The following is a 13380-nucleotide window of genomic DNA, read 5'->3' as shown; positions in this document are numbered from 1 at the left end:
AGGTGGCCTCCCGGCTAGGAAAATCCGTCCGATCACATCCCGCAACGCAAGGGACAACCGCTGCTTTGCGCCCGCGGGAACGCCGAAGGCCATTGTCGAGCAATTGCATGCGGCCATCACAAGCGCCTCGAGTTCGCCCGAATTCCAACGCCAGATGCTCGACAATGGTCTCGAAGTCGCACCTCCCCTGTCACCCGAGCAATTCGGCGCGCTCATGCGCAAATCGCATGCGGAGTGGCTAGCCATCAAACAGGCGAGCGCGATCCGCGTCGACTAATTCGTCATTAGGCGCCATCCTGCCGCGACAGTGCCTAAAGGTGCGGCGGGCACGAGCATCCGCTTACGACGAGCAAAAAAAAAAGGGCGCCTCACGGCGCCCCAAAGCATGAATTCGAAACGCGATTCAGAAGATGTGGCGGATACCAATGGCCGCCCCCACCTGGCTGCTCTTGCCCGCACCGAGCAGGTAGCTGCCGCTGGTGGCAGTGGTTGCTATCCCGCCGAATGCCAAGGCAGCGTTCTTGGCGTATGCGGTCGTCAGATAGACATTGGTCCGTTTCGAGAAGTCGTAGCTCGCCATGAAGCTAACCTGATAGGGGCTGTTGCGATCGACTTCTGCGCCGTTGTACTGGGCGCGAATGGTGTGCAGCTTGTCGTAGTAGTAGGCCAGCGTCAAATTGACTTTCGGGGCGGCCTGATAGTTGATACCAAACCAGAGGAAATCGTCTCGAAACGCCACCGAGCCGTTCGAAAACTCGTTGCGCCCCCAGCGATAGCCACCAGACAGCCGAATCGGACCCATGTTGTAGCCAGCCGCAATCGCGGCCTTACGGAAGTTCCCGATGCCCGTGTCGCCGAGCGCCGTCAGCGTGGGATAAAACTGGTCATACGCGACCGACATGCCAAAGTTGCCAGGCGAGTACTCCAGGGACGCGCCGTAGCCTGCGTTTGCGCGGAACTGCCCCGGAGTCTCGCCCGCCCCAAAGACCCCGTTGCCGAACGTCCAGTGCGCACGCGCCGAAATCGCGCCCCGCTCAATGAGATAGTTCAGACTGTTGTCGTTGCGCAGGTTCATCCCGATGAGCAGCCCCAACGGCTCGTACATCGGCGCGTACGCGGTGGGGGAATAGTTGGCCAGGCCACGAAACAGGGTGCTGTACTGCCGACCGAACGTCAGCGTGCCATAGGTCGCGCTGCTCAGGCCCACGAATGTCTGCCGGTCATAGAGCTTGGCGGCGTTAAATTGCGTGCCCGTATCGGTGGAGAAGCCACCTTCCACAGTAAACACCGCCTTGAGGCCGCCGCCGAGATCTTCCGTTCCACGCATGCCCCAGCGATTGCTTGCAAAGCCCCCGCCGCTATTGCGCAAGGCGCTGCCGGATACACCACTGGTATTCGTAAGCTTGTTCACATACTCGATATTCGAGTCAATGACGCCATACAGGGTCACACTGGCATTGGCATGCCACGCAGCCCCGGACAACCCAACGGCTGTCAGAGCAAGCATCGTTTTCTTCACCTTGTCTCCTCCGGTTCTCTTTCGTCATCTCGCGAGCAATGCCTCGCTAAGAGCTTCAGGCGCTGGACTTGTCTGATGCCGTCCGTTCGCTTCGACGGATTAAATAGCATTGGTTGAACCATAGGTATAGTGGAAAACCCGATCGATGTTCTCATTGGTTCAACCACTGCTATTATGAGGGGGTGAGTTGGTGCGTCGCGCGCCCGCGTTGGCACATCAGGGCTCGCCCCTTACCCCTCTCGGTGCCCCAATCGCCATCTCAGTATTGCCACCCTTAGCTTGCTTAAGCCCCGACGCCATGAATGAACTTGACCACGCCTCCATCAAGCACGAGATCCGATTTCTGGCCTCAGAAGTGGGCCTGCCCGCGGAAGCGAACAAAGAAACACGGTCTTCCCTGCTCAAAGACCTGCGTACGCTGACTAGGTCAATCATCAGCGCCTCCCCAACCCTGACGCAGACGCAGCGTCGCGCCCTACTGGTTTCCGCCGTGGACGAGTCAGTCTCGGAAGGGGATTTTCAATCGTCGGTGCTGTTAATGGCGGCGGGCAGTGAACTGTCGATCCGTTGGCCGAATGCCATGATTCAGTCTCTGATCCAAGAAGTCGGCAGACAGAGCCAGCTATTCCGCTATGTGTTCTGGATGGTCGTCAGGCGTTCGACATGAAGCATGGCGCGTCCGCCTTTCCCTAAACGTTTTCAGGAGTTGTTTTGTGCCTAAATGGATAACGACATCCGAGAGCATTGCGTTGAACGTCAGAGGTTCGGTGGCCCTCCATGCTGTCGGAGGGAGTCCCAGCGGCGGTCATCGAAAACGCGGCGCTCAGTGTCGGAATGCCGGTCGGCCCCCCCTAGCCGTCATGGACGAGACATCGATGGCGCTCAGTTTGTCCGTCAAGAAGCAGACCGAGCAAGACTTGGCTGCCTTGGGCAAGACCATGCCCTCGCACCCAGGCTGGGCGGTCATTTCGCGCATGGCCGAGGGCTTGAACCGCCCCGGCAGGGCTGGCGGCGGCGGATTCTACGAATACCGCAAGAACAAACCGAAGCACCTTTGGTCGGGCCTCACCCAGGAGTTTGGTAAGGCAGACGTCGAGTTCTCGCTGGAGGATCTGCGCGACCGGATTCTCTACATCCAGGCCATTGAAGCAATCCGCATTATGGAGGAAGGCGTTATCGAGACAACGCGCGACGCCAACATCGGTTCCATCCTCGGCATCGGCTTCCCCCGCTGGACCGGTGGCGTCATTCAGTTCGTGAACATGACTGGCACCCGCCGGTGCGCTGAACGCGCCGCAGAGCTCGCGAAGCGATTCGGCGAACGTTTCAGCCCGCCACCCCTGCTTGTCCACAAGGCTGAACGTAACGAGCGTTTCGAGTAATGAAGGAACGGCAGTGGGATTGGACACGTCCTTGGTACCGGCAGACGCCTGGACGCGGACGGGGGGACATCCACCGGCCATCCATCTTTCCTATGAAATCGGCGTCGGTCAAACGCTCTAGGGTGGACCGATGCCAAGCCGATGTTCAAAAGCGTGCGACGTAGGTCCGATAATGCAACAGCACAGAAACTTAGCGGGCGTGGAAACGCAGGAAGGCATCCCACTGCTCTACTTGCTCGTCCTTCTCTATCCTGCGCAGGCAAGAGGCCACGACATTGACACGCTGCTTCGTCAATACGGGTTGCCGACAACGCTACAGGGCAATGCGACTCAAGACGTCTCACTGCTTCAATTCGCACGAGTCATGCGACGTTTGCAGCGTGCATTGCGCGACGAAATGATGGGCGTGTGCTCACGGGCGGTGCGCCCTGGGACGTTTTTGCTTGTCGCTCGGCAGATGCTTCTCAGCCCATCCCTCGGCGACGCGTTGCGCGTGGGTTGCAGTCTGTACCGGCTCGCCATCGACGAATTCTCGCCGCGTCTGCGTACAAAAGGCGAGGTGGCCTGCTTGGAAATTGTGGACAACAGTCCCGCCGGAACATATCGCTCCACCGGCCATTTGATCTTGCTGTATGGCGCCATCGGCCTGATGTCATGGCTGGTCCAAAGACCCATCGCGATCCACGAGGTGTCTCTTCGACAGTACTTTCTGGACGGCACTGCAGTATCTGCGCTCTTTCAGGCGCCCGTATGCCCCGGTAACAAGAGCCGGATCACGTTTGATGCGAGCCATCTCGATGACCGCGTCGTCACCGATCTTCGGGGCCTCCGGTCTTTCCTGCTGCACTGGCCCGCGCGGAGAATGGCGCTGTACTCCGAAGATATGCCCGTTGCGATACAGGTAAGGAAGCGTCTCTACCAGTGGGACGTAGCACGGCTACCGACTTCGGCAGAGTTGGCGGCAACCATGGGACTCACCGACAAGGGATTGCGCCGAAAGCTCTTCCAGGAAGGACAAAGCTTCCGGGCGATTATCGATGGGGTGCGTCGCGACGCGGCCATTCGTCTGCTCGACCAATCCAGGCTGACCGTAGCCGAAATCGGCATCCGCTTGGGCTTCTCCGAGCCTAGTGCATTTCACCGTGCATTCCGACGCTCCACCGGCCTGACGCCGGTTCAGTACCGACGTCAAGACTCGGGCCGCGCGGACTAGGAGGCGCTGTACCCGCCATCGACAGTCAGTTCGGTACCGCTAATGAACTGCGATTCCTCCGCGCAGAGGAACGAGATGAGGTTAGCCACATCCGTCGGCTGGGCCCACCGACCCAGTGGCGTCTTTTGCGCGACGATGTCTGCCGCGGCACCTGCAGACGCCAGCGGAACTCCATGACTGATCATGTCCTGCATCGCTCCCATACCGAGCGGGGTCTCCACCAGCCCGGGATGAACGGAGTTGACGCGGATCCGGGCTTTACCGAACTCGATCGCCAAGGCTTTGCTCATCAGGCGTACCGCCCCCTTCGAGGTGCAGTACGCCGCGTGCATCCCGCCTCCCTTCTGCCCGAGGATCGAGCAAAGGTTGACAATGGAGGCGCTCCCATATTCGGACGCCGTCTTCGAAAGAAGCGAGTAGGACGCTTGGGAGCCAAGCCAGACACTGTCAACGTTGATCGCCTGCTGCCGACGGTACAGGGAAAAATCGGTCTCAAGGAACGGGCGCACCACCATGAGCCCGGCGCTGTTGACCAAGCCATCAAGCCGGCCCTCTGTCTCTTCAATGCACTGAATGACGCGCCGCCATGCACCCTCTTCCGTGACGTCGTGCAGCAGGCCAGTCGCGATGCCGCCAGCGGCGCGAATCATCGCCGCGGTCTTTTCCGCGCCGTCGTGGTTGAGGTCGGTGGCAAACACTTTGGCGCCCGCTGCACCCAAGGTCAGGGACGTTTGCCGGCCGATGCCACTTGCGGCGCCAGTTACCAAAATGACTTTGTTCTGAAGTTGCATAGCTATCTTCTCAATATGTATTCATCAGCGAGTTTCAGTTCGCACGTTTGACAGAAAGCGTCTGCGGCAACGTATATCCCGCCAGTCCTTCCTCCCCGTTCTCGACACCCGCCCCGGATTGCTTGTGTCCGGCCATTGGGGTGTGAGGCGTGACCGCCTGTATCTGGTTGATCCAGACCGTTCCCGTCTGCAACTGGCTAGCGATCTCGAGGGCCACCGTCTCGTCGCGGCACCATACCGAGCCTGCCAGGCCGTACTCCGACGCATTGGCGCGGGCCACCACCTCGGCAACACTACTGAACCTCAGCAGCGGCAGGATTGGACCAAATGGCTCTTCCTTGACGATCTGCGCATCATCTGGCGGGTTGTCCACCAGCGTCACTGGGATGAAGTACCCAGGCCCGCTCACAACGTCGCCGCCGGCCAGGAACCTGAGATGGTTGTCCTTGCAGTCCTGAAGCAAGCCTTCGAGACGCTCAAATTGCCGGATGTTCTGTACTGGCCCGAGCTCAATGCCGTCTCGCTCGCCGGGCCCCATCGGTGTCTTCTCGGCCAGACGGACGAGCGCCTCTGCCATACGGTCGTAGATGGAGTCGTGGATATACACGCGCTTTGCGGCAATGCAGATCTGTCCGCTATTGACGAAAGCTCCCCAGAACAGCTTTTCCGCCACGGTCTCGATATCGACGTCTGGCATGACAATCGCGGCGTCATTGCCGCCAAGTTCCAGAGTCAGCCGTTTGAGGCTTCCGGCCGCGCTCGCCATGACGCGCCTGCCCGTTGCCGTCGAGCCTGTGAAGGAGAGCTTGTCGAAGCCCGCATGTGCCGACATCCATGGGCCCAGTTCGTCCCCACCACTGACGACATTGAGCACACCGGGCGGCAGCACATCGCGCAGTAGTTCTCCAAGACGCAGGGTCACCAGGGGCGTGAATGGCGACGGTTTGAGGACAAGCGTATTGCCGGTCAGCAGCGCCGGCGCAATCTTCCACGCGGCAAGGACGACCGGATAGTTCCAGGGCACCATGGCGCCCACGACACCCATCGGCACGCGCCGGGTCAAGACGTAGGCTTGAGGGTTGTCTTGGATCACCACATCAGGAAGGTTCATCCGTGCAAGCTCCGAGAACCAGTAAGCGGCGTTCGCCACTTCGGCCTTGGCGCGTGCCAGGGGCTTACCTTGCTCTCGCGTTAGCAGTCTCGCCAGCTCGTCCTGGTGTGTGACATAGACTGCTGCAATCCTCGTCAAATACGCCTGGCGCGTCGACCATGGCAACGCCGCCCATGCGGGCTGGGCTGCGCGCGCCGCCCGAACTGCGGCATCAAGCAGTTCTGGCTCGCAATCCGGCGCTTTTGCAAACACCTCGCCAGTGGCCGGATCAATTACATCAATCGAGCGCGCCGTACTGGCGGACTTGCCGCCGATAGTCAGCGTGAAGGGGTGCAGGGTATCCATTTGGGCGCTCATGCAGCAATTTCTCCGTGTGAGGGCGTGATCGCGCGCGCAGGCGTAACACGGATGTTCAGTGTTTTCAGACCACCAACCTGGTTGCTAGCGATGAATTCAGGATCGCCAACAACTTCGATACGCTCCGTGCGCGTCAGCAGTTCGGTAAAGAAGGCACGCATGCTGGCCCTCGCGAGATTTTGGCCCAGGCAGGCGTGAATCCCGAATCCGAATCCCACATGCTTGTTGGGGGAGCGATCGATGCGAAAACAGCGAGGATCGTCAAAAACCTCTTCGTCGAAATTCGCACTGTGATAGAACAAGGCGACCTCCTCCCCTGCCCGAATCGTCTTGCCTCGCAGCTCGAAATCTCGTGTCGCCGTGCGAACAAAATGCTTGACAGGGCTACCGTGGCGGAACATTTCCTCCACCGCCGTCTGCATCAGTTCGGGATGTGCACGAAGACGCTCCATCTCTCCCGGCTGTTTCAGGAGGTAGTAAAGGCCGCTGCCCATGGACGAACTCGTAGTGTCATGCCCCGCCGTCGCAAGGATGACGTAGTAGGAGACCGCTTCCATTAGGGGCAGCGGCTGGCCATCTACCGTCGCATGCGCGATCAGCGAGCCCAAGTCTTCCTTGAGCGGGGCCGCGCGCCGCTCGCCAAGCATCTTTCCGAAGTAGGAGAAGTACTCCTTGGCGACGGCGCTCTTGCCATTTGTATCGGCTCCGTCGCGCCGAAGCGTCGGATCCTTGGGTGCCAGGAATTGCTGCGTCAGCCGAAGCAGGTATGCGTGATCCTCCTCAGGTACCGCCAGCAGTGTCATGACAATCTGCAGCGGATACCAGACCGCAATCTCGCTGCAAAACTCGCACGCACCCTGTTTCTGGAGCAGTCTGTCCACCAGCGCGCGAGCGCGTTCCTGAATGATCGAGTCGAGTCGCTTGATGCTTGCGGGCATGAAATAGGACTGCGTGAGGCCTCGATACTTCTTGTGGTCGGGCTCGTCCATATGAATCATCGTTCGGACGAGCTTCCCGTTGGTGTTGGCCGTCTCCTCATTGCGGATCCGAAGCTCCACGTCATCGAGGATAAAGCTCTTTGGCGACGCGATGAAGACATCGGGATGTTTCCCAATTTCGACAATGTCGGACTGTTTCGTCACCGCCCAGAACGGCGGATGACTGGGCGCAGCCGTCCAGTGCAAGGGATCCTCCCGTCTCACCTGAGCAAACAGCTCATGCATCCGCTCTGGATCGGCATAAAGCTCGTGGCTTGCGAGTTCCTTGTCGATGTTCTGCATTTCCATTCTCGTCCCCTCAATGTGGTCAAAGGTCCAGCAACAGCTCTGGGGTTCTGGCGCGCGAGCGGCACGGCATAAAGCAGTCGTTGCGAGCCTTATCTTCATCGGTCAAATAGTGGTCGCGATGCTCGGGCACTCCATCGAGAACCGTGGTCGCGCAGGTGCCGCAAATTCCTTGCTCGCAGGACATCGAGAGGGAGATGCCCGCCTCCAGCAGTGCTGCCGCGGCGCTCACCCCACAAGGCACGTGCACCTTCTTCCCCGATGAGGACAGAATCAGATCGAAGGCAGTCTCATCGGCCAGGGCGTCGGGCTGTGTGGTGGGCGGAGCGAAGAACTCCCGATGTAGCTGGCGCTTGTCCCATCCGAGCGCTGCCGCCGTCGACAGGATGTGGTCGATAAATCCCGACGGACCGCAGACGTACACCTGGTCATCGGGGCCCCGCTGCTGCAATACCTTGCGCGCGTCGAATGGCGGTGCTTCCGGTGGCAGATCGTGATAGAAGCGGGTACGCGCCGAAAATCGGGTCTTTATCCGGGCCGTAAAGGCCGTTTTCGCCGCCTCACGTGTACAGTAATGGAGTTCAAACTCTCGATTGGCGTTTGCCAGCGTCTCAGCCATCGCCAGTAGCGGTGTAATCCCGATTCCGCCGGCGATAAGCAGTGTCCGGCCTTCGCCCGGTAGCAATTCGAATTCATTACGGGGGAAGCTGACCCGGACCAGTTGGCCGGGCTGGATCGCTTGATGCATGCCGACGGATCCGCCCCGTGAATCTTCCGTACGTAGGACCGCAATGAGATAGCGATGTCGCTCGGCTGGATCGTTGCACAGGGAGTACGCGCGCGATACACCAGGTGCAACGTCTACCAGGATATGCGCGCCCGCTTCGAAGGCCGGCAGTGGCGCTCCATCCGGATGCATCAACTCAAAGGACATAATGCCTTCCGCTTCCTGCCGCCTTGCTGCAAGCCTTAGCTCGAGGAAGGGTGTCTCACCTACAATGTCGTTCATCTTTGTCTCCATCCGATTTCGCTTCCGACCTTGGCCCGATGAGGCCGGAAAATGCGTGGAGATAGCTTAGAGTTCTTAGCGGGAAACGGCGATGACCGATTTGGTCAACTTTGCTGACCGAAATGCCTAACGCCGCGCGATGCCGATCGACTCTTGTTTCTTGTGGATCACCTATCAAGTCGACACGTAGCGACTCGAAGACATCGTCCGAATATCCATCCCGAAGCGACAGGGGCCTGGATTGACGACAACCCAAACTTCCTCGACATAGAAGCGCACGCCTAACAGGGCTCGCCCAGCAAAAGAAAAGCGGCGCCGTTCAGCGCCGCTGTAAGCCAGCAGGAGCAAGCTGGTTGAAGTCACCACCCGAAAACAATTGCAGACAGGTCCCTGCGGCAACGCGCGGGACGCCGTCAACCAAACACGTTAGAGTGCCCCCACCAGCTCGGGAACCACGGTGTTCAGGTCCCCCACCAGGCCGTAATCCGCCACCGAGAAGATCGGGGCTTCGGCGTCCTTGTTGATCGCCACGATCACCTTGGAATCCTTCATGCCGGCCAGATGCTGGATCGCGCCCGAGATACCGACGGCGATGTACAGCTGCGGCGCGACGATCTTGCCGGTCTGGCCTACCTGATAGTCGTTCGGCACGAAGCCGGCGTCGACTGCCGCGCGCGATGCACCCAGCGCAGCGCCCAGCTTGTCGGCCAGCGGCGTCAGCACCTTGGTGTAGTTCTCGCCCGACCCCACGCCGCGGCCACCCGAGACGATGATCTTGGCGGCGGTCAGCTCCGGACGGTCGCTCTTGGTCAGCTCGCGCGACACAAATTGCGACAGGCCCGCGTCGGCAACCGCCGGCAGCGTTTCCACGCTGGCCGAGCCGCCCTCAGCCGCAGCCTGGTCGAACGCCGTGCCGCGCACGGTGATCACCTTGATCTTGTCGGCCGACTTGACCGTGGCGATCGCGTTGCCGGCGTAGATCGGACGCTCGAACGTGTCGGGCGAATCGACCTTGGTGATGTCCGACAGTTGCGCCACATCGAGCTTGGCAGCCACGCGCGGCAGGATGTTCTTGCCCGAGGCGGTGGCCGGCGCGACGATATGCGAGTAGTCGCTGGCGATGGCCAGGATCTGCTCGGCGACGTTCTCGGCCAGGCTGTCGGCAAAGTACGGCGCATCGGCCAGCAGCACCTTCGCCACGCCGGCGATCTTCGCGGCGGCGTCGGCAGCGGCCTTGGCGTTCGAGCCGGCCACCAGCACGTGGACATCGCCGCCGCATTGGGCGGCTGCCGTCACGGCGTTCAGCGTGGCGGCCTTGATCGATTGATTGTCGTGTTCAGCAATGACAAGTGCAGTCATGTTCTATCTCCCCGCGCTCAGATAACCTTGGCTTCAGACTTCAGCTTTTGCACCAGCGTGGCAACGTCCGGCACCATCACGCCGGCGCTGCGCTTGGCAGGCTCGACGACCTTGACGGTGGACAGGCGCGGCTTCACGTCGACACCGAGGTCTTCCGGCTTGACGGTTTCCAGCGGCTTCTTCTTGGCCTTCATGATGTTCGGCAGCGTCACGTAGCGCGGCTCGTTCAGGCGCAGGTCGGTGGTCACCACGGCCGGCAGCTTGACCGACACGGTTTCCAGACCGCCATCCACTTCCCGCGTGACCGACGCCTTGCCGCCAGCAACCACCACCTTCGAGGCGAACGTGGCTTGCGGCAGCCCGGCCAGCGCGGCCACCATCTGGCCGGTCTGGTTCGAGTCGTCGTCGATGGCCTGCTTGCCCAGGATCACCAGGCTCGGCTGTTCCTTGTCGATCAGCGCCTTGAGCAGCTTGGCCACGGCCAGCGGCTGCAGGTCTTCATTCGATTCCACCAGGATGCCGCGGTCGGCACCGATGGCCATCGCGGTACGCAGGGTTTCCTGGCACTGCGACGTTCCGCAAGAAACCGCGACCACTTCCGTCGCCACCCCCGCCTCTTTCAGACGCACGGCTTCCTCGACTGCGATCTCATCAAAGGGATTGGCACTCATCTTGATGTTGGCCAAGTCGACGCCCGAACCATCCGACTTCACGCGGACCTTGACGTTGGAGTCCACCACTCGCTTCACTGCGACAAGTATCTTCACTGCTTCACCTATGAGACTTCGTTTAACTTGTGTGACGGCCCCGCTCGCTTCCCTCTATGCCACGGGGAGTCGTTCCTTATGCGCGACCCGCCAGCACGGCCCTGCCATTCGCGAGGACAATGACATCTCGCTCCTTCAGCCGCGCACGGAATGCCACTTCGGAATTCGAGGTTTTCCAACAATCGAGCACGAGAGTTTCTCCGGGATACACCGGTGAGGTGAGACGCGCGCGAATGGATTGGAGCAGGCTCGCGTCGTACCCACAGAAGGCCTTGACGATGCCGTGACACGCGTTGCCGTAGGTTGCCAGCCCGTGCAAGATGGGGCGCGCAAAGCCCGCCTTCGCGGCGACGGCAGGGTCGATGTGCAGCGGATTCAGGTCACCAGACAGGCGATAAAGTACCGCCGCGTCCTGTCGCGTCGGCAGCTCCACCGTAACTTCGGGCGCAGTCTCCGGCGTTGACGGCGAAGCAGGCGCGGCTTCGTCCCCGCCTCCGTTCTTGGAGAATCCACCGTCGCCGCGCAGGAAGAGCACTTGTTCCGTTGTCGCAAACTGCTCGCCAGTCGCTGCGTCATGCAAAGTTTTCTCGACGTGCAGCACTGCGCCTTTCCCTTCGCCCTTGTCCACGATCCGTACCACGCGACTGCGTCCGATCAGAGAGCCGGAGGCAGGAAGGGGCTTGTGCAACGTCACGCCCTGCTCACCATGAACCAGCTTGAGGAAGTCGATTCCGAGCTCTTTGCGGTCACGCATCCAGGAACCCGGCGAGGCAAGAACTGCCGCCATCGTCGGCAAGGTGACGAGATTCTTCTCGTAGACGAACTGCAGTTGTTGCGCGTCCAGCGGATCGGCCCCGATCCCCAAGCCGAGTGCATAGAGAATGCTATCTTTCTCGGTGTAGTGGTGCTGAACATCGCCCGACTGCCAGGCTTTGGTCTTATCGTAGTCAATCATGCGTGTACTCACTTTTTGGCAACGCAGGCCAACGGAATTGCGCTGGCTCTTTGGCCGCAAACCGACGAACCGATTCACGTGCGTAGTCACTGCCACCGGCGATGGCCTGGCCTGCGGCCTCCAGATTCAGCATGGTCTCCAGGTCGCATTGCAGCGACTTCTGTAGAGCCTGCTTGGACAGGCTCACCGCTGTGGCTGAGGCACCTTCGAAACTGCGCGCAAGCTCCAGTGCGCGCGCCATCAGTCTTTCCGGGGCCACCACTTCCATGGCCAGCCCCATCTCTTTCGCCTCGTCTGCGTGGAATTCCCGTGCAGAGAACACTAGCTCCTTCGCACGTTGGAGCCCAACAATGCGCGGCAACGTGTACCAGGCCCCGTTGTCTGGTACGAGGCCGACACGATGAAAGGCAACCGACATCCTGGCGCGATATGAGCAGATAACGATGTCCGCCAGGAGTGCAAGGCTCAGTCCACCGCCATACGCGACGCCGTCGACTGCCGCAATAACGGGCTTGTCGAGAGACGATATGGCCAGGACGAGATCCCTGTAAGCATTCAGCCCCTCACGGCGCTCCTCCGGATTCCGCTGGCTTGCGCTCCCCATCCCCTTGACGTCGCCGCCGGAGCAGAAATCGCTTCCTGCGCCCGTCAGCAGCACTGCGCGTACCCGCGGATCCGAACGAAACCATCGGAACATCTGCGTCATGGCATCCGCCATGGCAGGCACCAGCGCATTTTTGGCACGCGGCCGGTTTAGGGTGACAATGGCCACCCCGCCTTCATATGTCAGCTTGACATCTTCACTGTCGCTCATACTGATCCTCACCAAAGTGAAACTGGCAACCTATCTTTACGTGCGCCGGAGACCGTCCAGCTCCGCCATCAACAGCGCGGTCTGCGCGGTGGCGGTTACCCGGTCGGCTACCTTTGGCGCGTTGCCATTGGCCGCATTCCCTTCCAACGCCCGACGCGCCACCCCTTGCTGGATTGCCGCAAGGCGAAACATGTTGAATGCCAGATAGAAGTTCCAACGCGAGATCCCTTCGCTTTCGTCCAGCCCGGCGTTCTTGCAATACATCGCCACGTATTCGCGCTCGGTAGGGATTCCGGGAGGCCCGACATCGACACCCGCAAGGGTGCGATGGGTCCCGAGGCCAAGGTGCCAGGTCATGCAGTGGTACGCCAAATCAGCCAGCGGGTCCCCGAGCGTGGACAATTCCCAATCCAGGACGGCAATGATTCGGGTCTCGGTCGGGGATAATTCAGGAATGGTCTGGTCGTCGAAGATTCTTCCCTCCACATAATCCATCACGTAGAAGGCACTCCCTATGACGGCGACATCCTCGCAAAGTACGCGAACCTGGGGAACCGGCACGTCCGTGTCCACCAGACGCTGCATGACCCGAAATTCGCGCTCGAAGGCATGGGCTGACGGCAGAATCGTGCCGGATGGCTTCCGCCTCAGCACGTAACGCCTGCTACCCGCCTCCACGATGTAGGTCGGGTTGGATTGCCCGCCTTGCACCCGCGAAAGCTCCAGCGCGCCAGTAAATGGCGCGACACGCTCCCGAACGTAGGTCGCCAGGCGATCGACAGCATTCGGGTCGGTGACGAGGATATCGCCGGACGTCATG

14 protein-coding genes are annotated in these 13380 nt (G+C 60.5%); 4 read left to right on the top strand and 10 right to left on the bottom strand.

Annotated features, from left to right (window positions below; all coding sequences use genetic code 11):
* Positions 1-22: 22 nt before the first annotated feature.
* On the top strand, positions 23-277 hold the full coding sequence (locus AC07XB_RS02105) for a tripartite tricarboxylate transporter substrate-binding protein (RefSeq protein WP_492884669.1): 255 nt from the start codon (positions 23-25) through the stop codon (positions 275-277).
* Positions 278-403: 126 nt separating this feature from the next.
* Here AC07XB_RS02105 and AC07XB_RS02100 read toward each other — a convergent pair whose 3' ends face one another.
* The gene (locus AC07XB_RS02100) at positions 404-1519 is read right to left on the bottom strand and encodes a porin (RefSeq protein ID WP_492810197.1); all 1116 of its coding nucleotides are present in this window, start codon (positions 1517-1519) and stop codon (positions 404-406) included.
* A gap of 298 nt (positions 1520-1817) precedes the next feature.
* Here AC07XB_RS02100 and AC07XB_RS02095 point away from each other — a divergent pair, with 298 nt between their 5' ends.
* The 3 genes from AC07XB_RS02095 to AC07XB_RS02085 all read left to right on the top strand — a co-directional run bounded on the left by AC07XB_RS02095 (position 1818) and on the right by AC07XB_RS02085 (position 4114).
* Positions 1818-2186 carry a hypothetical protein gene (locus AC07XB_RS02095; RefSeq protein WP_492810195.1) on the top strand — a complete coding sequence of 123 codons (369 nt, stop codon included), beginning with the start codon at positions 1818-1820 and terminating at the stop codon, positions 2184-2186.
* Between the two features lie 208 nt (positions 2187-2394).
* The gene (locus tag AC07XB_RS02090; RefSeq protein WP_492810193.1) at positions 2395-2901 is read left to right on the top strand and encodes a hypothetical protein; all 507 of its coding nucleotides are present in this window, start codon (positions 2395-2397) and stop codon (positions 2899-2901) included.
* Positions 2902-3100: 199 nt separating this feature from the next.
* The gene (locus tag AC07XB_RS02085) at positions 3101-4114 is read left to right on the top strand and encodes an AraC family transcriptional regulator (protein WP_492810191.1); all 1014 of its coding nucleotides are present in this window, start codon (positions 3101-3103) and stop codon (positions 4112-4114) included.
* On the opposite strand, the gene AC07XB_RS02080 is transcribed toward AC07XB_RS02085, so the two are convergent.
* The 9 genes from AC07XB_RS02080 to AC07XB_RS02040 form a co-directional block, all read right to left on the bottom strand.
* On the bottom strand, positions 4111-4905 hold the full coding sequence (locus AC07XB_RS02080) for an SDR family NAD(P)-dependent oxidoreductase (RefSeq protein WP_492827139.1): 795 nt from the start codon (positions 4903-4905) through the stop codon (positions 4111-4113). The two genes, AC07XB_RS02085 and AC07XB_RS02080, sit on opposite strands and share 4 nt — an antisense overlap.
* Before the next feature lie 34 nt (positions 4906-4939).
* Positions 4940-6361 (bottom strand): aldehyde dehydrogenase family protein, encoded by a 1422-nt coding sequence (locus AC07XB_RS02075; protein ID WP_492827141.1) that lies wholly within the window; start codon positions 6359-6361, stop codon positions 4940-4942.
* An 8-nt stretch (positions 6362-6369) separates the two neighbouring features.
* The gene (locus tag AC07XB_RS02070; protein WP_492827143.1) at positions 6370-7653 is read right to left on the bottom strand and encodes a cytochrome P450; all 1284 of its coding nucleotides are present in this window, start codon (positions 7651-7653) and stop codon (positions 6370-6372) included.
* 25 nt (positions 7654-7678) lie between these two features.
* Positions 7679-8665 (bottom strand): PDR/VanB family oxidoreductase, encoded by a 987-nt coding sequence (locus tag AC07XB_RS02065; protein WP_492827145.1) that lies wholly within the window; start codon positions 8663-8665, stop codon positions 7679-7681.
* A 426-nt stretch (positions 8666-9091) separates the two neighbouring features.
* A complete protein-coding gene (locus tag AC07XB_RS02060) occupies positions 9092-10024 on the bottom strand; it encodes an electron transfer flavoprotein subunit alpha/FixB family protein (protein WP_492827147.1) in 933 nt (310 codons plus the stop codon).
* A gap of 17 nt (positions 10025-10041) precedes the next feature.
* The gene (locus tag AC07XB_RS02055) at positions 10042-10791 is read right to left on the bottom strand and encodes an electron transfer flavoprotein subunit beta/FixA family protein (RefSeq protein WP_492827149.1); all 750 of its coding nucleotides are present in this window, start codon (positions 10789-10791) and stop codon (positions 10042-10044) included.
* Positions 10792-10867: 76 nt separating this feature from the next.
* Positions 10868-11746, bottom strand: a complete 879-nt coding sequence (locus AC07XB_RS02050; protein WP_492827151.1) for a MaoC/PaaZ C-terminal domain-containing protein — start codon at positions 11744-11746, stop codon at positions 10868-10870.
* Positions 11739-12560, bottom strand: a complete 822-nt coding sequence (locus tag AC07XB_RS02045; RefSeq protein ID WP_492810175.1) for an enoyl-CoA hydratase/isomerase family protein — start codon at positions 12558-12560, stop codon at positions 11739-11741. Before AC07XB_RS02045 ends, AC07XB_RS02050 begins: the two co-directional genes overlap by 8 nt.
* 36 nt (positions 12561-12596) lie before the next feature.
* Positions 12597-13379 (bottom strand): phosphotransferase, encoded by a 783-nt coding sequence (locus AC07XB_RS02040; RefSeq protein WP_492827153.1) that lies wholly within the window; start codon positions 13377-13379, stop codon positions 12597-12599.
* Position 13380 lies beyond the last annotated feature (1 nt).

It is taken from the genome of Cupriavidus sp. GW821-FHT02F09 (genome assembly GCF_059421605.1).
This window is presented reverse-complemented; position numbering and strand designations above follow the sequence as displayed.